This window comes from Streptomyces europaeiscabiei (assembly GCF_036346855.1).
Classification (GTDB): domain Bacteria; phylum Actinomycetota; class Actinomycetes; order Streptomycetales; family Streptomycetaceae; genus Streptomyces; species Streptomyces europaeiscabiei.
This window is the reverse complement of record NZ_CP107841.1, coordinates 281662-303512: the sequence shown is the minus strand read 5'-3', so window position 1 is coordinate 303512 and position 21851 is coordinate 281662. Positions and strand designations below refer to the sequence as shown.

Below are 21851 nucleotides of genomic sequence, written 5' to 3'. Positions count from 1 at the left end.
GGGCGGGCGGGACGGCTGAGGCATCTTCTTGACCTTGTTGGTGACCGTCGTGGGTCGTCGCCCGCTTCCTCACCCGCCGCCCGGGTCGTGTGCGTGGCCGGTATTCGTCAGTTCGCGATTCCGACGACCTGCTCGATGGTGTCCGGCTGGTTCACCATGGCGAGCATGTGGTGGGCGACGTCGGCGCGTGACACGGAGAACCCGCCTCGGATGTTGCGGTTCCACGCGGTCCGGTACCTGCCGGTCAGGGGTTTGTCGGTGAGCTTGGGCGGGCGCGACACCGTCCATTCCAGCCCGCTGTCACGCAGGGTCTGCTCGGTGACTGCGAGGTCGGCGTAGTGCCGGCCTAACATTGCGCGGGTCAACGGGACGCCCAGGTAGCGCATGAAGAAGCCGTCGCCGGGATCGTGCCTGGGTGGCGTCGGCCGGCCAGGCACCGGCACCGGTCCGACGGGTGCGGCGCTGACGATGATGATCCGCCGGAGGTGCTCGGCACGCATCGCCGCGACGATCGCGCGGGTGCCACGCGAGGTGATGCCCGCGTCCGCGCGCGGGTTCCGCGGGCCGAGCCCGGACAGTACGGCGTCGGCGCCGCGTACCGCTGCGGCGAGCGTCCGCGTGTCGGGGCGGGTGAGGTCGACGGCGACCGTCCGGACGCCGTCCGGCAGTTCACGTGGGCGGCGGGCCACGGCGGTGACGTCATGCCCGCTGGCCACCGCCTGCTCGACCAGGTGCCGTCCGATGCCGCCGGTGGCGGCCACGATCGTGAGTTTCATCGGGGTCCTCCTGCGGCGAAGGCGGCGCGGTGGTCCTGTGCCCAGGTGGCGTACGTGCGTGCCGGGCGGCCCAGCAGCCGCCGTACGGTGTCGGTGGTGGGCCCGGCCTCGCGGGTGTAGTCGGCCAGCGAGCCGAGCAGTCGGTCGGGTACCTCGTCGGGCAGGCCGGCGGCGAGCATGCCGCGGCGGATCTCGTCCGGTGCGGCCTCGACGAAAGACAGTGTCCGGTCGAGCGCCGCGCCGAGCGCGGCGACCTTCTCCGGCTGGCTCAGCGACTGCTCTCCGGTGAGCAGGTACGTCCGACCGCTGTGCTGCGGGTGGGTCAGGGCGAGGGCGGCCACCGCGGCGATGTCACGCTCGTCGACGGTCGAGGTCCTCGCGTGCGGGTATGCCGCCCGCACGGTTCCGGTCGCCTGGATCTGCCCGGCCCAAGCCAGGGTGTTGGCGGCGAAATCGGCGCAGCGCAGGATCGTCCAGTCCAAGCGGCTCCCCTTGGCGATGTCCTCAACCGCGTGGAACTGCTGTCGAAATCGTGGGTGCCCAGCCGGGTATTGCACGGTCACGGCGGACAGTACGACCACTCTTGCCGCGCCCGTCTCGCTTGCACGGGCCAACAGGTCGACAGCGGCGGATCCGGCGGCACGCGGGCTGAGCAGGATGGCCTCCACGCCGTCGATGGCGGGAACCTCCGCGGGGTGGACGAGCTGTGTACCCGCGGGGAATTCGGCGTGCGGGTCGCGGGTGACAGCGGCGACTTTCGCTCCGCCCTCAACCAGGAGGCGGACGGTTGTCCGGCCGACGACGCCGGTGGCCCCGGTAATCAGGATCATGACTGAACCCCCAGTACGTGTCATACCTGTGTCGGTAATCGATCTTGCGCGGTGGATGATCGCCGTTCGTGTCGCGGGAGGACGTCACGGGCTGAGCCGTGCGCCAGGACCATCGGCATGCGGCCCCACGCCGGCTGCCGGTGCGTGGTTCAGGCGGACCGTTCGGCGGTGGCCGCCGTCTCGCGGCGCTGGGTCCGCAGCAGTCGGCGGCCCTGCTCGCCCTTGGCCCAGGTGTGTGAGCCGGGCTTGCGCGCCTCGTTCACCAGCTGCTTGATGGTGAGCTTGCACACGAGTTCCTTCACCTTCGCGCCTGTTCGGCCACCAAGGTGGAGCCGCTTGGCGGTGTCGTCCTTGTGGGCGAATTGGAAAATGCCCGCGCGGCGCCCCAGGCTGATGCACTGGCCGGCGAACCCCAGGTCGATCGGTGCGGGCCGCTTGTTCGCGATGCGGCTGAGCACCGTGTCGGCGGCGTGTGAGCCCAGCGGGCCGGCGGCCTGGCAGCTCATCCGGAACGGCATGTCCGACGGTGCCGCCGAGTCCCCGGCGGCGACGATCCGCTCGTCGTCGACGCTCGTCAGGGTCTCGTCGGTGAGCAGCCGGCCCAGGGCGTCGGTGGTGAGCCCGCTCCGGGCGGCCAGGTCCGGCACGCCGAACCCGGCGGTCCAGACGGTGACCTCGCTCGACAGCTCACGGCCGTCGCCGAGCCGCACGGTGTCGCCGGTCACCTCCGTGACCTTTGTGCCGGGGCCCTGCAGCACGGTCACACCGAGGCGGGCCAGCCGCTCGGCGACCGAGCGGCGGCCGTTCGGGTGCAGGTAGGGCCCGAGCAGCCCGCCGCAGGCCAGGGTCACGGTGCGGCCCGCCTCCGCCAGTTCGGCGGCGGTCTCGATACCGGTCGGACCGGCTCCGACCACCATCACAGGGGCCGCGGCGGGAGCGGCGTCGAGGACCGACCGCAGCCGCTGCGCCTCCTCGAACGTGGCGATCGGGTGGGCGAACTCGGCAGCTCCGGGCACGCCCGGGTCGGCGCTGCCGCTGCCCACCGCGTAGATCAGGTAGTCGTAGCCGACCGTGTCGCCGCTCGCCAGCTCCACCCCGCGCCCCGTCGCGTCGATCCGGGTCACGGTGTCGACCACCAGCCGGACGCGCTCGCCCAGGACCTTCCGGTAGTCGCTGACGGCGTCGTGCGTCCCGCCTGCCAGCTGGTGCAGCCGGATCCGCTCGACGAAGTCCGGGCGGCAGTTGATCAGCGTCACGGTCACGTCGTCGCGCTGCATCAGCCGGTTGGACGCCATCACCCCGGCGTAACCGCCTCCGATCACGACGACTTCGGTGTTCTCAGCCATGGTTTCTTTCCTCCGCTTTGGGGGATTCGCATGCAAGATGTCGACTCGGCACGCCATGACGGCGTGCGGGACGGATCAGACGAGGCGCTCCGGCGACGAGACACGGAGCGGGGTGGAGTCCAGGTACCGGACCTCGTAGATGCGTTCGCTGAACTTCCAGCCGTCGGCGGTTCGCTCGTAACGGTCGTGGTACAAGGCGTAGTTCAGGTGGGAGCTGCCGTCGCGCATCCGTCCGAACTCCTGGATGTACGCCCGGCCGGCCGCGGTGTCGCCGTCCAGCCGGATGACGCCCGGGTGGACGTTCTGCACGAAGAACTCCCAGAGCGACTGGCCCCACTCGATCCCCACGCGGATCTCCTCGCGGCCGACGAACTCCTTGTCGATGTGCGGCCAGCCCATGGCGCCCTCGGGCGTGAACAGCGAGACGGCGCGGTCGAAGTCACGCATCATCACCGCGTCCGTGAGCTCGGCTCGCAGCGCCTCTATTTCGATGCGATCGGCGATGGCCCGCATGTCGCCCATCGGTTTCCCTCCCCATCCATGTGTGCGTCAGGCGTGTGCCGCCTGTCCGGTGGTGATGCATCCAGCATCGGCGGGGCGGGCCGGCGGAACAATGTAAGGTTCCTTGGGCTATTCATAATGTGGTGGTTATGCATGGACGGGGGTTGTGCATGGAGCTGCGTGACATCGAGATCTTCCTGACCTTGGCCGAGGAGCTGCACTTCGGACGCACCGCGGAGCGGCTTCATGTGTCCCAGGCCCGTGTCAGTCAGGCCATCGCCAAGCAGGAACGGCGCCTCGGCGTCGTTCTGTTCGACCGCACCAGCCGGCGCGTCGCCCTGACCCCGGTCGGCCGGCGTCTCCGCGAGGACCTCCAGCAGGCCATCGACCTTCTCCGGGAGGGGCTCGCCCGCGCCGAAGCGGCAGGCGCGAGGACGGGGCAGACCCTGCGCCTGGGTGTGTTCGGCCATGCCGGCCACGAACTGCGCCCCCTCATCGAGGCCTTCCGCTCCCGCCACCCCGGCAGCGATGTCCAGTTCGGCGAGATCAACGGCAGCGACCCGTTCACCGCGCTGCGCACCGGAGAGCACGACGCGCACGTGCTGTGGCTTCCGGTGGCCGAACCGGACCTCATGGTCGGCCCGACCGTGTTGACCGGAGGCCGCGTGCTCGCCGTGGCGGCAGACCATCCGCTGGCCGAGCGCGGCATCGCGTCCCTGGAAGACCTCGGCGACAACCATGTCGTCGACCTCGGCCCCGACGCCCCCGAGTACTGGATCGCGGCCATGATCCCCACGCGTACGCCGCTCGGCCGCCGTATCCCGCGCGGGCCCGCCGCGCGGACCTTCTACGAGGTTCTCTCTCTGGTCGCCTCCGGACAGTGTGTCCACCCGCTGGGCGAGATCGCCGCCCGCTACAACCGTCCCCCCGGCATCGTCTTCCTCCCCATTCACGACGCCCCCACCATGCACTGGGCCCTCACGTGGCGATCCACCGCCGACGGTCCCACCCTCCGCGCACTGGCTCAGACCGCCGCTGACCTCGGTCCCATCTCCCTGCGGCAGCCGATGACGGGCAGTTGATCGGGTAGCGCAAGCCGCGTCGGTTCGACCGGAGCCGGCAGCGCCGGCCTGACCCTGCTCCGGTCGGCTGGGGAGAGCCGACGCCGCGAGGGGCGTATGTCTACCTGTACAACAGACGACCTCGCTGACGAATCCCTACTCAGCGATCGGACCGCGGTTCCTGATCACAGCGGAGTCGTCGGGGGTGTCGGGCGGCGAATCGTAGGAAGAGGCGGCAGTCGCGGTAACAAGGGCATGGCCTCCCGAGAACTGCCGGTGTCGAGCCGGAAGACGGAGCTCTGGGGCAAGGAGATCAAGGCCTCCGCCGGGTACGACCTCTACAAGCCGTCCAAGTCGTTCACCGCAAGGCCCGACGCTCCGGTGACCGTGACCGTGACCGTGACCGTGACCGTGACCGTCACCAACGCCAAGACCGCCACCGACCCGAAGTTCGCCCCTGCGGACAGTCGGCGCACAAGCGCAGCGGCGTCCCGTCATCCCCGGCGGACGAGGCGGGCAGCGGGATCGGAGGGGGCAAGCCCTCCCCGCAGGCCGCGACTCGACGCCGAAGGCGTCGGCAGGCTCCCCTACAGCCCGGTCTTCTGGCCGCAGGCCTCGTGAATCAGGGAAGGTTGGGGGTACACGGACTGACATGGCACCGAAAAGTGATCACTCAATGCCCTTGCGGGCAGTGCGGCAGCTGCGCCGGATTCGCGTCTTCTATGCGGCGGCTGCCACCCTGTGGGCGGCATTGGCTGCTTGGGAGGGTTGGGAGCATCCAGGGAGCCGGCCCACGTGGGTGTCTCTGCTCCTACTGGTGGTCTTCATGGGGCTGTTGTCCGTGACGTCCCTGTGGTTGTGGCGACACCAGACCGTTGCCGCGGGCGAAGCCGTGCATCATGGCGCTCCGCGCGGGATGGCCCCCCGCCCCGGGAACCGTCTCAGCCCCGGTACCTGACGAGTCGCCGCCACCTCAGAACAGGGCCTCAACGGAAACCGCTGGGTTGCGGTTGAGGCGGGCTGTTCATCGCGGCTCTTCACTGCGGTCCGGGCCGGCCACCACGCCCAACGCATCGATTTCGGCGTGCGAGGCGCCCGCGCGATCGGCGGTATCCGGTACGGCGCAACACCGCACCGGTTCGTCGGGGTACTACGCAGCCACCCGCACCGCCCGCACACCGTACGCACACTGCACACCGTGCACCGCCGTGACCAACTCCGGCAACTGCCACGGTGCGCACGGCGGTGAACTTGGTCGCCGTGGACGCCTCGACCGTGGCCGGCACGGAGGGCGATGGCAACGACACGCCCGCAGTGATGGAGGCGCCCGCCGTTCCAGGCCATCCCTGAGGTCGTGTCGATCACCTGCGGCCGACCTGTTACCGCGGTCGTCGAGGACAGTGTTTCGTCCGCGTCGGCGGCGGGGCTTTGGCTGGGCGAGGCGGTGCCATCTGCGGGATGTCGGGGACCTTGCCGGCCCCGGGATCGAGATCGTCGAGGTTGCCCAGACGGATCGTGGCACGCGCGAGCAGGCCGGGCGTGAGGCGCTCTTCGCCTGTGGTGATCGCGTCGGTGCAGTCGTCCTCGATCAGGCGCCGCAGCAGGCCGACGACGCCGTGGGTCCGGTCGAAGAGGTACTCGGGCATCTCGCCGGTGGCCGGCAGGCCCGCGAAAGAGCGCAGGAGCCCGAGTTGGTACTCAATGCCTGCCAGGTGGTCAAGGAAGGCGGTGATCTCGGCGGGGTGGCGTAGCCGAACGGGGCGAGGTCGACCATGTCGAACCGGCGGCCGCGCTGGTCACCCGTTCACGCGCCGCCCCGTGCGCCTCATGCAGGCGTTTCGCAGACGGAGTACCAGGTTACGTCGAGGGGGACTGGGAAGTTGTTCGTCACACTGGTGGTCCAGCCGTTGGCCTCTGTATTGGGGTAGGACTGGCCGATCACCGTCGCTGTAGTGCCCGACTGCGCGCCGCCCGAGACGGGCTCCAGCCCCTCCGGGCATACCGGAGTACGAGTGAGGCCGCCGCCCACGTCAACGCCTTCGGTCAAGGTGACGACCTCGCGCGTACCCGGCGAACCGGCCGGGCCCGTTGCACCGGTTGCACCGGTAGCACCGGTAGCACCGGTTGCACCTGTGGTTCCGGCAGGGCCTGTCGGTCCGGCCGGCCCGGTTGCACCTGTGGTTCCTGCGGGTCCGGCCGCCCCCGTTGCACCCGTGGGCCCTGCGATTCCAGCTGGCCCGGTCGGCCCCGTGGGTCCTGCCGGTCCGGCCGGACCCGCAGGACCGGTCGGGACTCCACCATAGCCCCAGTCGGGTTCCGGGTCTGCCTGGCTTACCGGGGCCTCCGGTTGGGGCGCAGCGGTCGCCAGCGCAGGGCTGCTGAAGGCCAGCATCACGAGCACCAGCGATGCCATCGCGCCGCCGGCAGTCCATCTCCCCCTTCTGGGGAGCGGACCGAGCGTCGACCTCTGCCCGCGATCAGGGTTCATGTTCGCTCCTTGAGGGACCTAAAGGCGTGTGCTTCCGGAACGATCTCCGTTCCCCTTGCGGCATCGACCCGCAGATCATCGGACTTGAGAGCCGCGTGGCAAGATCAACCTATTGGCGTATCAGTGGTCCGCGTCGTACGAACCGCCCGGCCTGCCGCCAGATGATGCGCGTACCGACGCCGCACAGGGCGAGTATCCGAAGACCCTGGGCGTTCCCGTCCCATTCGCATGTCCGAAGCGAGTGCCGAGCCGAGGCCGAACACCTGCTCGCCGCGCGCCGATCCGGCGGTAAGCAACGCAAGGGCCTCGTCGCGGTTCAGACCCGTCAGTTCGGTCCTGAAGCCGGGCAACAACGCGAAACCTCTGTGCTGAGCCGTTCCTCACATATCCCCGGCCGACTCCATAATCGTCATGGTCCGCACGGATGGTGTGTACAGTGGGAGCAACGACGCGGGGTGGAGCAGCTCGGTAGCTCGCTGGGCTCATAACCCAGAGGTCGCAGGTTCAAATCCTGTCCCCGCTACGAACGGAAGGGCCCGGGTGAACGGGCCCTTCCGCATGAAGCGCGATGTCCGACCCGCGGGCTCGGTGCCAAAGAAGGTGTCTGCCGCGCCGGGCCTCGCGGGCTCGGCCACATCCGGTCGGGATGGATCCGCCCCTGTCCCTCCCCACCTCCGTACCGCTCACACCGTGCCGGGGGAGGGGCTGCTGCCGGCCAGCTACGAGGCCGTCCGGCAGGACGCGCACCACTGACCGCTGCGGCTGTGTCCCGCCCGCGCAGGGCCGGCTCTGACGGTCAGGCTTCCCGCCCGGCGCCCGACACCCCACCCGCAGGACGAACGATTGCGGGCAGGCGCGGGATGCCCGGATGGACGACGTCAGGCCACGCAGTCGGTCCCGTGCCGGCCGTCGCGCCCGCATCGTCGTGATGAGGTTCAGCCGCGAGTGCACCGCGCTGCTTCGATCGGCGAGCGCCCCGCGCTTCGCCCGCTGTGAGCCCGTCCACTCCGAGTCCGTGCGGCGTCTCGTCTCCCGCCTCCTCGCCGGACTCGGCGGGGACACGGGGAAAGGCCGCGTGTCTCGTCTACGACGCCTTGCCGCGCGCTGCTCCGCAACACCACCGAACTGGACTTGCTAGCAAAGCGGTTGGCCCCCGACGGGCTACCGTCAGGGGCCAACCGCGTCCTCTGTCCGTCTACTTGGTGGTGCGGTAGGCGCGGTGGATGGTCTGGGTCAGGGTGTTGCCGTCGGCGTCGGTGAGGGCGACGCGAAGGGAGACGGGGCCGGGCTCGGCGGGGCTGCGCAGCTTGAGCAGCTTGCCGTTCACGGCGGTGGTCTTCTTCCAGGTCCTGCCGTCGTCGTAGGAGACGGTGAAGGCCAGCTTGCGCAGCGTGCCGACCTTGGTGGCCGCGCCCTCCAGGCCGAAGGGCACGGCGAGGGTCGTACCGGCCTTGGCGGTACTGGCCGTCGACAGCTTGGGCGTGTAGCGGACGACGGTCAGCGGGAGCCGCTTGGCGGTGTCACCGGGGACGTGGGCCGAGGTGAAGGTCCAGGTGGCGGTCGTCCGCGTGCTGACCGCGAACTGCGCCGGAGCGCGGGAGACGTCCACGCCGAGCTTGTACGTGCGCTTGCCTGCGGGAACCGTGTACGAGTCGCCGTTCAGCGGGTCGTTCACGGCGAAGATCTTCTTGCCGTCGGCGTAGAGGGAGCTCTTGGCCTTGGTGTGGGTGGAGGTGCCCGTGTTGCCGACGCCGTCGGAGAACAAGGGCACGTACGCCGCGAAGGTGTTGCCGACGCGGACCGCTCCGGTACTGTCGCCGCCGTTCGCCAAGGGGTCCGAAGGGAGGGACGGGCCGAAGACGCCGATGTTGAAGCGCTGTGTGTAGTCCCTGCCCGCCGCGTACGCCCTGGCCGTGCTGACCTGTGTGTTCTCCCATGTCGGCTCGCCCTCGGCGTCGGGGGCGCCGAGCTGGCTGGTCTGGTAGAACCACTTGATTCCGTTGGGCAGTACGTAGTCGGTGCCGGTCAGCGGCAGGCGGCCCTCGGTCTGGAAGAGGTTGTAGAAGCCGCCGGGCATCAGCGGCGCGGCCCAGACGCTCCCCGTCCTGCCCTTGACCGGCGCACCGACGACGACCTTGACCTTGGTGAGCTGCGAGCGCTTGACGTTCTTGGTGAAGCCGGACAGGTCACCCGTACGGTTCCAGGCCAGCCGGTAGTTGACGGACTTGTGGGTCCAGATGCCGTGGTACATCGCGGACACCTCGGCGGCCGGCGCCGGGGCACCGAGCTGTCCGACGCGGATGCTGCCGAAAGAGGGGGCGTCGTACACAGAGGTGTACGGCTTGTCGTTGACGTCGACGTGGAAGAAGAACATCGCGCCATTGGGCTTGGCCGCGCCGTCCGGCAAGGTGACCTTGACGGGCTTCGTCCTCCGGGCGTCCATGACCAGGGTCGTGTCCTTGGTCAGCGCGAACTTCGGGTGCAGCAGCACGGACCGTCCGGCGCTGCCGGTGACGAACATTCCTTCCAGGGCGTAACGGCCCCTCGGCAGACGGATGGTGACCTCGCCGTCCCTGTCGGAGACGGCCTCCGTCCAGATGTCGTTGTCCAGGCCGTAGATACCCGTCGCGGCGTCTCTTGGGGCCTTGCCCTTGAGGTCGAGGTGCTTGAGGGTCAGGTCGTACGACTCGACCTCGCGGACCACGCCCAGGGAGGTGCGCGCGGTCGTGGTGCCGTCTGCGGTGGTGGCGGTCAGCGAGCCGCCGAAGCTGCCGTCGGCCGTTCCCACGCGGGTGTCGGTGGTCACGGTGGCGGTCGCCTCACCGCCCGCCGGGACGGTGAGCCGCTGCGGGGAGACCGTGAACAGGCCCTCGGCGGCGGGCTTTCCGTCGTTGCCGTAGGCCTCGGTGGCCAGGTCGAGGGTGACCGGCTCGGTGCCCGCGTTGCGGTAGGTGACGTCCTTGCTGACCGGCTGGTCGTCGGTGTGGGGGTACGCCTGTGTCCCGAAGCCCAGCGCGGTCGGACTGCTGGTGAGCCGCTGGTCGATCGCCCTGGCGACGTCCACCCGGCCGGTGCCCTGCGTGTACGCGGAGGTGGCGGCGGTCGGCTTCGCGGAGGCGGTGAGGGCGGCCTTGATCTGCCGGCCCGACCAGTCCGGGTGCTGCTGCGCCAGGATCGCCGCGGCGCCCGCCACGTGCGGGGTCGCCATCGACGTACCGCTCATGGAGACATAGCCGTCGGCGGCGGGGTCGCCCATGAAGCCCTCGGCGGCCTTGGCGGCGACGATGTCCACGCCCGGCGCGGTGACGTCGGGCTTGAGGAAGCCGTCGGCCGTGGGGCCGCGGCTGGAGAACTCGGCGATGGCGTCCTTGCGGTCGACCGCGCCGACGGTGAGCGCGGCGGCCGCGCTGCCGGGGGTGCCTATGGTGCCCTCGCCCGGGCCCTCGTTGCCGGCGGCTATGACGAACAGGGCGCCGGAACTGGCCGACAGGTCGTTGACGGCCTGCTCGACGGGGTCGATGCCGGGGGTGTCGGTGCCGCCCAGGCTCATGTTGACGACCTTGGCACCCTGTGCGACGGCCCACTGCATACCGGCGATGACACCAGAGTCCTCACCCGAGCCTTCGTCGTCGAGCACCTTGCCGACCAGGAGCCGGACGCCGGGCGCGACGCCCTCGTACTTCGCGCCCGCGGGAGACACGGTCCCGGAACCCGCGATCGTCGAGGCCACGTGCGTGCCGTGCCCCGCTCGGTCGACGGTGTCCGCGGCGGTGGAGAAGTTCTTCGCCGCCGCGATCCGGTCCTTCAGGTCCGGGTGCGTGGAGTCGACGCCGCTGTCGAGGACGGCGACCTCGACGCCCTTGCCGTCGTATCCCGCCGCGTGGGCCGCGGGCGCGCCGATCTGCGGCATGCTCCTGTCCAGGGTCGCCTTCACCTTGCCGTCCAGCCAGATCTTCCTGACCTTCGCGGAGCCGGTGCCGCTGGTGAGGGTCTCCCACAGGGCGGATCCCTCGGACTTGCGGGTCCGTACGGCGTCGCCGTTGATGCTCGGCAGGTCCCGCCGGACGGTCGCGCCCGAGCTGCGGAACGTACTCGCCGAGAGGGATGCGCCCTTGTCGTAGGTGACGATCAGCGGCAGGTCGGAGCGGCGGGCGTCGTCGTAGCGCGAACTCACCAGTTGCGTCACGTCGAACAGCCGCCGGTCGGCGGTCCCGTTCGCGATCAGCGGTTCGGCATCGCGCGGCAGGACGTACGCGTGGCCCGCGGCCTGCTGGATGCGGAAGGCCATCCCCTCGCGGCCTTCGGCGGCCGTCACACCGGTCACCTTGCCCTCGGCGTCGAGGGTCACCCGGTCGCCGGTGACGAGGGTGACGGTCCTGGCGGGGGCGCCGGTGCCGGTGCCGGTGGAGGGCGCGGCCTTGGCGCTGTCGGGCGTGCTCGCCAGCAGCCCGGCGCCGAGCGCCGCCGCCAGGGCGGCCGCCAGCGGGACGGTGGTGACCACGCGTTTCCTGCGCTTGTGCGACTTCAACTTGGGCCTTTCGACATGGTTCATGGCGATGTGCTCACCGAATCGGGGCAGCCTCGGGACGCGGCGGAGCGACGCTGTGGCCGCTCGGCCGCGTACGGAGAGAGAACTGCGAGGAGGGTCGGGTCGGACGAGGCGCTCGGACGGATGTCAGACGAGGCGCTTGCGACCCCAGAGGATGACGAACGCCGCGATGCCGGCGGTCAGGGCCAGCAGGATCGAGGCGCCGAGCCACTGCATGGCGGACATCTGGGAGATCGGGATGTAGTCGACCGACCAGCCGACGACCTGTGCCTTGTCCAGGCAGGCGTCGCGGGCCTTCTCCGTCGCCTCGGCGCAGCTGCCCCAGCCGATGAGGTCGCCGGAGGCGGTGAGGTAGAACTCGTCCAGCTGGTGGGCGCCCTCGGGCATGTTCGGCGTGGAGTCGTTCCCGACACCGTTGTGGGTGGTGACCGTGATGACGTTCCCGAGGGACGTCCGGAAGTACGACCAGACCACCTGCAGCACGACGGCGAAGCCCAGGGTGACGACCATGGACAGCAGGGTCCTGCGCAGCAGCATGCCGATCGCCACGCCACCGACGACGGTGAGCAGGGTGAGCGCCACGGGCACGGGTCCGGTGTTGTCGAAGGCGGGACCGTCGATCCAACTCATGACGTACGGCGACGACTTGACGGGCGACCACCACCAGGTGAACGCGGCGGAGAGCGCCATGGTGCACACCACGACCACGAGCGCGGTCACCCCGAGCTTGGTGGCGATCCAGCGAACGCGGCTGACGGACTGCGCGGTGACCAGCTTGGCGGTGCCGGTCTCCAGGTCGCCGGCGAGCAGGGGCGCACCGACGAAGACACCGATCAGGACGGGCAGGAACCCGAGCGTCGTGGCGGCCACGTTGAGCGGATCCTGGTCGTATTTGGTTTCCCAGCCCGACTTGAGGTCGGGGTAGCCGTACCCGTCGAGGTACGTGATCATTTGCTGGCGTTGGTAGACGATCACCGCGACGGTGATCGCGGCGGCGGCCAGCAGCGTCCAGTAGGCGGCGCGGTGCTGACGCCAGACGAGCCAGTTCATGCCGCTGAGCCGGAGGCCACGGCCACGGCCGGTCTCGCTGCGGGCGGAGTCGGAGAAGGTGCTGCCGGTGCCGCCGGTGCTGGTCATCGTGCTCATGCCGCCACCGCCTGCGGGGCGACGTAGGAACTGGGACTGATCAGCGGCGGGGCTTCGGGCGAGCGCAGATAGGCGAGCAGGAGCTCCTCCAGGTTCGGGGTGCTCGCCTCCCAGGGGCCGGTGACGGGTCCGTCGGGACGTACCAGTGAGGTGAACTGCCGTCCGCTGGTACGTGTTTCGACCATGGTGTGGTATGCCAGCTCCGGGGGCGTCCGCCCGTCCATGTGGACCCCGGTCAGCACGGCGTGGGCTGTGAGCAGTTCGTCGACCTCACCGGCCAGGCGCAGTCCACCACCCGCGATGACCAGCAGGTAGTCGCAAGTGTTCTCCAGCTCGGCGAGCATGTGCGTGGACATCAGCACGGTGGTGCCGCGCTCGGTGGCCTCGGCCAGCAGCGTGCCCATCAACTCGTGGCGCACCAGCGGGTCGAGGTCCGACATCGGCTCGTCGAGGAGCAGCAGGTCGGGACGCTTGCCGAAGGAGACGGCGAAGGCAACCCGGGTGCGCTGGCCGCCGGAGAGTGTGCCGATCTTCGCGTCGAAGGGCACGTTGCCCGCGCGGACGATGTTCTCGGCGGCCCGCTGGTCCCAGCCAGGGTTGAGTTCACGGCCCATTCTCAGGGTCTCGGCGACGGTGAATCGCCGGAAAAGGGGCTTCTCCTGAGCGAGGAACGCGGTACGCCGAGTGGCCTCCGCCGACTCCGGGGCCGCGCCGAACACGCGCAGGGCGCCGGTGGTCGGCTCCAGCAGGTTGGCGGCGATGGCCATCAGTGTGGTCTTACCGGCCCCGTTGGGACCCACCAGACCGCAGATGCGCCCGGCCGGCAACCGGAAGGAGCAGTCCCGCAGCGCCCAGCCCCGGCGGTACTTCCGGCCGACCCCACGGGCTTCTATCGCGGCGGTGTCCGCCGGCCCCCCGTAACCCGTCTCATAGCTCATCATGCGTGTCCCCTTGTTTCTGTTGTTCCTGTTGTTGTTCGCTCGTGCTCGGCGGCAGGCCCGGTCCCGGCGTACCGCTCGTCCATCACCGACGCGACCAGAGCGGCCACGTCGTCCTGCTCAAGACCCGCTTCGCGGGCCCGGTCCATCCAGTCAGCCAACTCACCGCGCAGCGGCGAATCCGCCCCCGCCTGAGGACGAGCAAGCGACTGACGTACGAAGGTCCCCAGTCCCGGCCGCGCTTCGACCAGGCCCTCCCGCTCCAGTTCGCGGTACGCCTTGAGCGTGGTGTTGGGGTTGACCGCGGAGGTCTGGGCAACCGCCTTGGCGGTGGGCAACTGATCCCCGGGCCCCAGTACGCCGAGCCGCAGCGCCTGCTTGGTCTGCTGAACGATCTGTTGATAGGCGGCGACCCCGCTCCGCCTGTCGATGCGGAACTCCAACCCCTTCACCACCATTTCACTAGTCGACTAGTGAAATGATGATGGAGCACGGATCGCGGACCTGTCAAAGCCCACAGGTCGGGGCGCAGGCGACGCGGCGGAGCGCGTGGCCCGTGGCGGAGTGGCACCGCAAGAACGGACATGTTCTCGACAGCAATGCCTGAAACGCCTACGCGCGCAGTCGGGGTGACTGTCAGGCGTACAGGGGTTGTCGGGCTGACAGGGGTGAGTAGGATGCTGGACTGAGCAGGTTCTGCCCGTGGTTCACAACGAATTGGGCTTCGCTTTCCGTGACTCGGTGGGGATCTGTCTCCATGTCCGGCACTCCCTCCATCTGTGTTGTATTAACTATCGCGAATGTTCTCAATTGGCAGAGAGGGGCTTCGGTCACACCCGGCGTGGACGGCATCTGCTATCTGGTGCCGGAGTTGGCGCTGTCCTGTGGGTGAGCCAGGTACGGCGCGACGTTCTGGCGGGTGACTGACGCGTATGCATCCGGTGCAGCTGGACACTGTCCTCGTGGGCCACTCTGATGCGTCGGCAAAAGCACCCTGCTCCGGCTATTGGCAGGGGAACTGACACCTGACACCGGTATCGTGCGCCGACCGCACCGGGTCGGATTCCTACGTCAGTACAGTGCGACCGACGACCCGTACGATGCCCGAACGGTGCTCGCGGCCTTCGCAGCCGACAGGCGGGGCAGCCCGACGAGCATGCCGACGTGATCCTCGCGCTCGGCCTGTTCCATGCCGCGGACCTGGCTGTTCCGGTTCGGAACCTGTCCGTCGGGCAGCGCCGCAAGCTCGAACTGGCCCGGCTGGTGACGGCCGGCCCGCTCGATCTGCTACTGCTCGACGAGCCGACGAACCACCTGGCCCCTGCCTTGACGGAAGGGATCGAGGCAGCCCTGGCCCACTACACCGGCACGCCGGTCGTGGTGAGGCACGACCGGCTCCTGCGCGAACGCTTCCACGGACCCCGCCTGGAGCTACCCCTGGTCGCCGAGAAGAAGCACCACCACTGACGGCCTCGAACGCGTGTTACGTGAACTCTCGGTGACCATGTGCACGGCCTCGGCGCTGACTCTGCCCGGGGAGACGATGCCGGCCGGGGTGCGCATCCCCGATGCCGCGGACAGTCCGAGGTGAGGCAAGGGCGGCTGAGGGCAGTCCCGTCAGATGCCCCGAGCAGTGGATAAGAAACAGATAAATTTTTGGTGTGTGCACAGATCAGGTCGGGGCACACGGCGGGACGGAGGTTGATAACTATGGTTCCCCTGCTACTGGTTCTACTGCTCGCCCTGATCCTCTTCGGCGCCGGGTTCGCCCTCAAGGCCCTGTGGTGGATCGCCGTGATCGTCCTGGTGGTCTGGCTGGTCGGATTCCTTGCCCGCTCCACCGGGCCAGGCGGGAAGCGAGGCCGCTGGTACCGCTGGTAAGACGCGCCAATAACGCGCGGGACATGGGTGGGGGCGCACCGATCACTGGTGCGCCCCCACCCAGGTACGCATGTCTCTCACGTCCTGTACACACGGCTGGTTGTATCGCCGGACTCTCCGCGGGTACGCGCCCGGTCAGGCCCGAGGCCGATTCCTGTGCCGGCAAGGGAACCCTGGCACCTCCAGCAGGAATCAGCCTCGGGCCGCAGGGTTGGACACCTTCAGCGACGTGCCGCCTGCGATCCGGGGTTCCGTGATTCCGGTCGTACGCAACCCGCTGTGTGTGGCCCTGCCGGCAAGGGACTCGTATCCGCGTCGGCCAGAGCCTCGTCGGAGGACCCGGGTCTTGTACAGCCGGTCCGCCGCCTGCGGTGTTTTCTCTTTTTCTCCGCGAATGTCTTCGCCGCCGCGTCCGCGTTCGGGCCAGACCGCATCGCCCCCCTCTGCCGACAGGCCAACGGCGCCTCACACTAGGCTGAGGTCATGCCACCGTGCCTGGACGTCTACGTGTGGGTTCCGCAGTGCACGCCCGGCGTCTTCCAAGCGTTCATCGACCGCTACGTCGATGCCGAGAACCCCGGTGACGAACGGCTACGCGCCTTCATGCGGACCTATGTTGCGGGAGCGCCGGCCGAGGGGGACTACCGGGCTCTCGCCGAGCTTGGCCGGGGAGATGGCTCCGGCAGCGCCTTTTCGCTCTACGTGAGGGCGCGCGAGTTCTACGGGGCCATCATCACGGTTGCCCACGACGGTGCAGCCGTATTGGGCCTCAGCCTCGACGACCCGGACAACTCCCCGCTGACAAGGGAGACAGCTCGACACCTCCTTGGCCGGCTCTGCCATGAATTCTCGTCCCCCGCCGGCATCGCAGGAGTGGAGGTGCCACCGCCCCAGTCTCGGGCGGAGTGGGAGGAGAGCTGGGTTGAGCTGCGTACAGGGGTACTGCCCAACGTGCGGTGACCGCCTGAGGATTGGCAAGCCGTCGTCGACCACACGCGCCCCCGGCCACCAGGAGGTCAGCCACCTTGGGCCATGCCAGGGGGCATGGCCATGCCGCGTACTGAGCGGAAGACGACGCCGGCTGCTGCGGTGGACGCTCCTGCGGTGACCAGGGCGGCGGGGCGAGCAGCAGGGGCGGCGACGGGAGCAAGGTCGCGTAGGCGGTCGAAGACACTGGGCGGGAGGCGGATCACCCCGGCGCGGACATCATCTGCCGCTACCGGGCCACCGCCTGTACCAAGGCGATCAAGGAGCCTCCCCGATGCGCTGGAGGGCCGTGGACCGGTGGCACCTGCGGACCGGTGGCACCTGCCGTGTGCCTGTCCGCCGCAGTGGCTGCGCTCCATATATTCGTGTGCGCGTATGAGCGGAGCTGCATAGGGTGACCGGCGTGGACCCAGCTGACTTCTACACAGGCATCGTCGCAGACCTCTACGGACCGCTGAAGGCCTTCTCTCAGGACCCCGAACCCTACGCAGCCTTCATTCAGCAAACCGGCATGCCGGCACTGGAGTTGGGGTGCGGAGACGGTGATCCCCTGCTCGAACTGCGCCGACGCGGCTTGGACGTCGACGGGGTCGACTCCTCCGCCGACATGCTGGAGCGGCTTCGGCGCCGGGCAGAGGAACAGGACATCGGTGTCACCGTGTTCCACCAGCGCATGGAAGCTCTGAACCTGCCCCGCCGCTACCGGGCGATCTTCCTCGCCGGTCCGACCTTCACCCTGCTCCCCGACGATGCCACAGCGCTCGCCGCCCTGCGCGGCATCCGCGCTCACCTGGCGGAGAGCGGCACCGCCCTGGTGCCCCTGTTCACCCCCACACCGACCCCCGCCGAACAGATCGGTCAAGTTCGCACGGCCGCGGCACCCGACGGCGCCGAACTCCGGGTGTCCGTCGTCGCCGAGCAACGCGACGAGACAGCGCGAACCCAGACGACGCTTCTGCGCTACGAACGCCACCATGGCTCGGACAGCAACATCGAAGAGCGCCCGTGGATCATGCATTGGTACACCCGGGAGCAGTTCGAGAAGCTGGCCACGACCGTCGGCCTGACAGTGACCGAGGTGACGGATCCGGACGGCAAGCCGGCCCCTGCCGATGGCACCGGCCTGCTGCACTTCCGGCTCCGAGCCACCTGACCACCTCGCCTCCGAGAAGGTCTGAGACCACCTTCCGTCACCGGTCCCCAAGAGCTGTGCCAGAACCCGAACTCACCGACAGCCAGAGGCCGACAAGCCGTCGGGTGACGTCCGGACTCATCGACGAACGACACTCGTCGAGAGGTGCGCGCAGTCATCGGACGGCGGTGAGCCGCATGTCCCTGGCGGTGGCTCACCCGGTCATGCCCTCCGAGTACATGGGTTGACCACCTACTGCTGCCCGTCCCGGTGCCGATGTAGTCGGCATCGGGAATTGCCTCAGCGGTGTCACCGGTCGTCGGTAGCGTGACCGTCGTGATGGTGGGCACAGTGGAAACCCGACTGGTCGTGCTGCGTGGCAACTCGGCCTCAGGGAAGTCGTCCGTCGCGGCAGGCATGCGCGAGAGGTTCGGCCGAGGTCTGGCCCTGGTCGGCCAGGACAACCTGCGCCGCGTGGTGCTCCGTGAACGAGACCGGCCGGGAGCGGCGAACATCGGCTTGATCGATCTGACGGCCCGCTACGCCCTGGACGCCGGATTCCACGTCGTCGTCGAAGGCATCCTCCATGCCGACCGCTACGGCGACATGCTCGCCCGGTTGTGCGCCGATCACTGCGGCCCGACCCACGCCTACTACCTCGATGTGCCGCTCGCCGAAACCCTTGCCCGGCACGCAACCAAGCCGATTGCCGACGAAGTCGACGAAACCCGGCTGCGCGAGTGGTTCCGGCCACGCGATCTCCTGCCCGGCGGCATCGAGACTGTCATCGGAGCTGACAGCGCCCTGGAGGAGACCGTCGGCCGCATCATGCTCGACACCGGCCTGGCGGACCTGTCCGCACTGGACCGCTGACCCGGGGCCTGGTTGCGACAGCTGTCGCGCCAATTGTTGCCCGTGTGTCGCGCAGAGTGCGGCGATGAATGTCGCGCGAGCTTTCCCGGTGCTCGGGTTCGCCCCGGTCACCACGGGAGTACCGGGCCGCCTCGCCCATTCCCTGACCGTCGTTGCAGGGGAGGGGGCGGGCCGGAAGGGCGGCGCGGACGCAACCGGGGATCAGGGCGCGCTCGCTCTGGTCACGCGTTGGGCGGCCGCCGCGCCAGCCCGCCGACAGAGCGACGGGAGCATCCTGGGAGGGTGGCTGCGGAAGGAATCCGTACACTTCGTCGGCCGTGCGGTTCAACGAGGCGCTACGTCAGCGTGTGCTGGCGTAGCGCACGGCCGCGCTTCCTGCTCCTGCACCGGGCCAGGCAGCGCTGGGGCACCAGCCGCAGGAGGGCGTCGCACGACGTGGTCGCCGACACTGCAGGTCCCAGCCCGTTTCCGAGCATGCCGGCACTAGCCGTGTCCGCGTCGAGCAGAGCGCGTGCCTGGCCGTACGACAGCCGGACCGGGCCGGTGTCCGGGCAGACGTCGGGCGGGCTCACGACCTTGGCGGGGCAGCAGGCGCGCGGTGCCCGCATCCCAGTACACGATCTCCAGTACGAAGTCCTCGCGCGGAGCGCTCTGACGGTGCGTACGCGGCTGGGGCGCCCCTCGCCATCGCCTTCTCCTTCACCGGCGCCGCGCCCGGCGGGGTCCAACTCCTCGATGTTGACGCCGAGAACCTGCTCCGACCGCACAAGTACACCGCGCCCCGATTGAGCATCGGAGCAGAGGCCGCCGGTGCAGACGGGCCCGGACGGGTCGGCCTCGGTGATCGGGGGAGTGGCGGCGAGGAGCATCGGTGGTGTCCTGTTCCGGGTACCGGAGATCGCCGCCGCCCTCCAGTGCGGACGCCCGACCGACTCGTGCTCACGGGCGAGGATGTGGTCGACGCCGATCGGGTCGCCCACCAGATCAGCCTCGACCACGCGCGAGGCGCGCCTGGTGGCCGAGGAGGCGGACGACCGCATCCGCGCCGGGGACCGGTGTGATCGGCTCGGTCGTTCACTCGCCCCTGCGGCACGTGTCCCGAACACCACCCTTTGCCCGCGACCCGCAGGAGACGAGGACAGCGCGTCCTTCGGACTGCTGCCGTTCTCCCCTGCCTGGTCGGTGGCGAAGCGACTCCTGCGGTGGGCGACAGGCTGTTCGGTTGCTGTGTCGGGCCACGGCTGTGCGTGGCCCGCTGCCACCTACTTCCGGGCGTACGCCACGGCGATGCGAGCGCCCAGACGGGCGTTGTTGTTGACCAGGGCGATGTTGGCGCGGAGGCTTGCACCCTCGGTGAGTTCGACGATCTTGCCGAGGAGATACGGGGTGGCGTCCTTGCCGCCGATACCCGCCTTCTCCATCTCTGCGATCGCCTGTTGGATGATCCCCTCGATGCGTTCGGCAGGGATCTCGTCGGCCTCGGGGATGGGGTTGGCGATGTTGAGACCGCCTGTTCCGCCCAGTTCCCAGTGGGCGCGCATCACGGCGGCGATCTCCTCGGGGGAGTCGGCGCGCAGGGGGGAGGCGTGGCCGCTGGTCCGGGAGTAGAAGGAGGGGAACTGGTCGGTGCCGTAGGTGATCACCGGGACGCCGAGCGTCTCCAGGGTTTCCAGGGTCAGCCCGATGTCCAGGATGCTCTTCACCCCGGCGCTGATGACCGCGACGGGGGAGGCGGAGAGTTCGGTGAGGTCTGCACTGATGTCGAAGGTGGCCGGGGCGCCCCGGTGTACGCCGCCGATACCTCCGGTGACGAAGACGGGGATCCGGGCGAGCGCCGCGAGTCGCATGGTGCTGGCCACCGTCGTCGCGCCGTGGGCACCGCGGGCGACGACGTGGCCGAGGTCGCGGACGCTGACCTTGGCCACGTCGGGGCTGGTGGCCAGGAGTTCGAGGTCGGAAGCCTCAAGGCCGATCCGGGGCCGGCCGTGCAGGACCGCCACGGTGGCGGGGACAGCGCCGTTCTCCCGGATGATCCGCTCGACCTCGGTGGCCATCTCGACGTTCTGGGGGTAGGGCATGCCGTGGCTGATGATCGTGCTCTCCAGAGCGACGACCGGGCGGCCGTCGTGCAGGGCGTCGCGGACCTCGTCGGTGATCGTCAGCAGGGGGTGATGGGTGGTCATCTCAGTCTCCGTCAGGGTGGTTCAACGCGTCCTCGACGAGGCGCGGGGACAGGTCGGGTCGTACGGTGGCGGTGGCCGCGACGGTCAGCGCGGCGGCGGCATGGCCGAAGCGCGCGGCCTCTACGGGCTCGGCGCCGCCCAGGACGGCGTGGACGAAGGCGGCGAGCATGGAGTCTCCCGCGCCGGTGACGTCCACGACCTCGGTCCGGGGCGCGGGCAGGAAGGTGTGACCGTGGCCCGCGCTGCTCAGCACGCTTCCCCCGGGGCCGAGCCGCACCCAGACGTGGGTGACACCCCGGTCGTGCAGTGCGGCGGCGGCGGACAGTATTTCCTCGTCGGTCCCGACTGGGAGGTTCACCAGTGCCCGGAGCTCGTCCTTGTTGGGCGTGACGGCGAAGTACGGCCGCTCTGGGACGATCCCGGGGCCCAGCAGCGCTGCCTTGGGGACGCTCACCGGATCGATCACCACCGGGACGTCGGCCGCCTTGGCCAGGTCGGCGACATAGTTGAGCGTCGCCGTGGCGAGGTTGCCGTCCAGCACCAGCATGGTGGCGCCGGCCACCAGCTCGCGGATGTGGGGAAGGTCGGCGGGGGACAGCTCGTCCGTGGCCGTCATGTCGGCGACGGCCACCAGCAGGTCGCCGTCCGCGTCCAGGACGGCGGTGTAGGTGCCGGTGGGATGGGCGCTGAGGTGGACGTGGTCGGTTCGCACCCCTGCGGCCTGGGTGTCGCGCAACAGTGATTCGCCTGCCGGATCCCGGCCGATGGCGGCGATCAGGTGGGTCGGCGTACCCAGCCGGGCGAGGTTCTCGGCGATGTTGCGCCCGACTCCGCCCGGGCTGGTGTGCGAGCGGCCAGGGTTGCTGGTGTGCCGGGTCACTGGTGCCAGACTGCGCACCTTGTGGTCCATGTTCGCCCCGCCGACCACGACCACCGCGTTCTCCTGGCGCACGATGTAGCCGCGCCCCAGGATGGCGCCCTTCTTTCCGAGGTTGGAGAGGTGGACGTTCACTGCGGTGCGGGTCGTGCCCAACGCATCGGCCAGCGCCTGAGGCCCGGCCAGAGGGTCACGCCGCAAGAGTGCCAGGATCTCGCGCTCCCGTTGCGTCAGCATCATGCTTGTTACAATAAGGTGTCTTTGCTGGAATAAGGAAGAGTGG

General features: G+C 69.5%; 17 protein-coding genes, 1 tRNA gene and 3 pseudogenes. 8 read left to right on the top strand and 13 right to left on the bottom strand.

Features of this window, described 5'->3' with window-relative positions:
- Window positions 1–107 precede the first annotated feature (107 nt).
- From OG858_RS01385 to OG858_RS01370, 4 genes are all read right to left on the bottom strand, one after another.
- On the bottom strand, window positions 108–776 hold the full coding sequence (locus OG858_RS01385; RefSeq protein WP_319266155.1) for an NAD(P)-dependent oxidoreductase: 669 nt from the start codon (window positions 774–776) through the stop codon (window positions 108–110).
- The gene (locus tag OG858_RS01380; RefSeq protein WP_086748256.1) at window positions 773–1606 is read right to left on the bottom strand and encodes an NAD(P)H-binding protein; all 834 of its coding nucleotides are present in this window, start codon (window positions 1604–1606) and stop codon (window positions 773–775) included. Before OG858_RS01380 ends, OG858_RS01385 begins: the two co-directional genes overlap by 4 nt.
- A 149-nt stretch (window positions 1607–1755) precedes the next feature.
- Complete coding sequence (locus OG858_RS01375) at window positions 1756–2952, bottom strand: NAD(P)/FAD-dependent oxidoreductase (protein WP_319266153.1); 1197 nt, start codon at window positions 2950–2952, stop codon at window positions 1756–1758.
- A 75-nt stretch (window positions 2953–3027) separates the two neighbouring features.
- Window positions 3028–3474: a nuclear transport factor 2 family protein gene (locus tag OG858_RS01370; RefSeq protein ID WP_319316031.1), complete on the bottom strand. Its 447-nt coding sequence runs from the start codon at window positions 3472–3474 to the stop codon at window positions 3028–3030.
- A gap of 149 nt (window positions 3475–3623) precedes the next feature.
- On the opposite strand from OG858_RS01370, the gene OG858_RS01365 reads away from it, so the two are divergent.
- Together OG858_RS01365 and OG858_RS01360 are read left to right on the top strand one after the other, a co-directional pair.
- On the top strand, window positions 3624–4535 hold the full coding sequence (locus OG858_RS01365) for a LysR family transcriptional regulator (protein ID WP_086748259.1): 912 nt from the start codon (window positions 3624–3626) through the stop codon (window positions 4533–4535).
- A 234-nt stretch (window positions 4536–4769) separates the two neighbouring features.
- The gene (locus tag OG858_RS01360) at window positions 4770–5135 is read left to right on the top strand and encodes a hypothetical protein (RefSeq protein WP_328545225.1); all 366 of its coding nucleotides are present in this window, start codon (window positions 4770–4772) and stop codon (window positions 5133–5135) included.
- 758 nt (window positions 5136–5893) lie between these two features.
- On the opposite strand, the gene OG858_RS01355 is transcribed toward OG858_RS01360, so the two are convergent.
- Both OG858_RS01355 and OG858_RS01350 read right to left on the bottom strand, forming a co-directional pair.
- On the bottom strand, window positions 5894–6160 hold the full coding sequence (locus OG858_RS01355) for a hypothetical protein (protein ID WP_256960395.1): 267 nt from the start codon (window positions 6158–6160) through the stop codon (window positions 5894–5896).
- 1066 nt (window positions 6161–7226) lie between these two features.
- Window positions 7227–7373 (bottom strand): annotated as a pseudogene (locus OG858_RS01350) (DNA-binding transcriptional regulator); the annotation flags it as partial.
- Between the two features lie 78 nt (window positions 7374–7451).
- Here OG858_RS01350 and OG858_RS01345 point away from each other — a divergent pair.
- Window positions 7452–7525 (top strand) — tRNA-Met (locus OG858_RS01345).
- A 672-nt stretch (window positions 7526–8197) separates the two neighbouring features.
- Here OG858_RS01345 and OG858_RS01340 read toward each other — a convergent pair.
- The 4 genes from OG858_RS01340 to OG858_RS01325 all read right to left on the bottom strand — a co-directional run bounded on the left by OG858_RS01340 (window position 8198) and on the right by OG858_RS01325 (window position 14093).
- Entirely contained in the window at window positions 8198–11554 is a 3357-nt protein-coding gene (locus OG858_RS01340) for a S8 family peptidase (RefSeq protein ID WP_328545226.1), read from the bottom strand.
- A gap of 123 nt (window positions 11555–11677) precedes the next feature.
- Window positions 11678–12697: an ABC transporter permease subunit gene (locus OG858_RS01335; RefSeq protein WP_328545227.1), complete on the bottom strand. Its 1020-nt coding sequence runs from the start codon at window positions 12695–12697 to the stop codon at window positions 11678–11680.
- Window positions 12694–13635, bottom strand: a complete 942-nt coding sequence (locus OG858_RS01330; protein ID WP_408059465.1) for an ABC transporter ATP-binding protein — start codon at window positions 13633–13635, stop codon at window positions 12694–12696. The genes OG858_RS01335 and OG858_RS01330 overlap by 4 nt, the downstream gene beginning before the upstream one ends.
- On the bottom strand, window positions 13635–14093 hold the full coding sequence (locus OG858_RS01325; RefSeq protein ID WP_319316017.1) for a GntR family transcriptional regulator: 459 nt from the start codon (window positions 14091–14093) through the stop codon (window positions 13635–13637). The genes OG858_RS01330 and OG858_RS01325 overlap by 1 nt, the downstream gene beginning before the upstream one ends.
- 524 nt (window positions 14094–14617) lie before the next feature.
- On the opposite strand from OG858_RS01325, the pseudogene OG858_RS01320 reads away from it, so the two are divergent.
- The 5 genes and pseudogenes from OG858_RS01320 to OG858_RS01300 form a co-directional block, all read left to right on the top strand.
- Window positions 14618–15102, top strand: a pseudogene (locus tag OG858_RS01320) (ATP-binding cassette domain-containing protein); the annotation flags it as partial.
- A gap of 243 nt (window positions 15103–15345) precedes the next feature.
- Window positions 15346–15516: a DUF5670 family protein gene (locus tag OG858_RS01315; RefSeq protein ID WP_107482317.1), complete on the top strand. Its 171-nt coding sequence runs from the start codon at window positions 15346–15348 to the stop codon at window positions 15514–15516.
- Window positions 15517–15999: 483 nt separating this feature from the next.
- Window positions 16000–16476, top strand: coding sequence for a hypothetical protein (locus tag OG858_RS01310; protein ID WP_319316010.1), 477 nt, complete (start codon window positions 16000–16002; stop codon window positions 16474–16476).
- Between the two features lie 430 nt (window positions 16477–16906).
- Window positions 16907–17656 (top strand): class I SAM-dependent methyltransferase, encoded by a 750-nt coding sequence (locus OG858_RS01305; RefSeq protein ID WP_086748269.1) that lies wholly within the window; start codon window positions 16907–16909, stop codon window positions 17654–17656.
- A 318-nt stretch (window positions 17657–17974) separates the two neighbouring features.
- Window positions 17975–18508 carry an AAA family ATPase gene (locus tag OG858_RS01300; RefSeq protein ID WP_327725962.1) on the top strand — a complete coding sequence of 178 codons (534 nt, stop codon included), beginning with the start codon at window positions 17975–17977 and terminating at the stop codon, window positions 18506–18508.
- A gap of 451 nt (window positions 18509–18959) precedes the next feature.
- Here the strand turns inward: OG858_RS01300 and OG858_RS48035 are convergent.
- The 3 genes and pseudogenes from OG858_RS48035 to OG858_RS01285 all read right to left on the bottom strand — a co-directional run.
- Window positions 18960–19272: pseudogene (locus OG858_RS48035) on the bottom strand (site-specific integrase); the annotation flags it as partial.
- 498 nt (window positions 19273–19770) lie between these two features.
- Entirely contained in the window at window positions 19771–20691 is a 921-nt protein-coding gene (locus tag OG858_RS01290) for a pseudouridine-5'-phosphate glycosidase (protein WP_086752590.1), read from the bottom strand.
- A 1-nt stretch (window position 20692) separates the two neighbouring features.
- Window positions 20693–21808, bottom strand: coding sequence for a carbohydrate kinase (locus OG858_RS01285; RefSeq protein WP_179201386.1), 1116 nt, complete (start codon window positions 21806–21808; stop codon window positions 20693–20695).
- Window positions 21809–21851 lie beyond the last annotated feature (43 nt).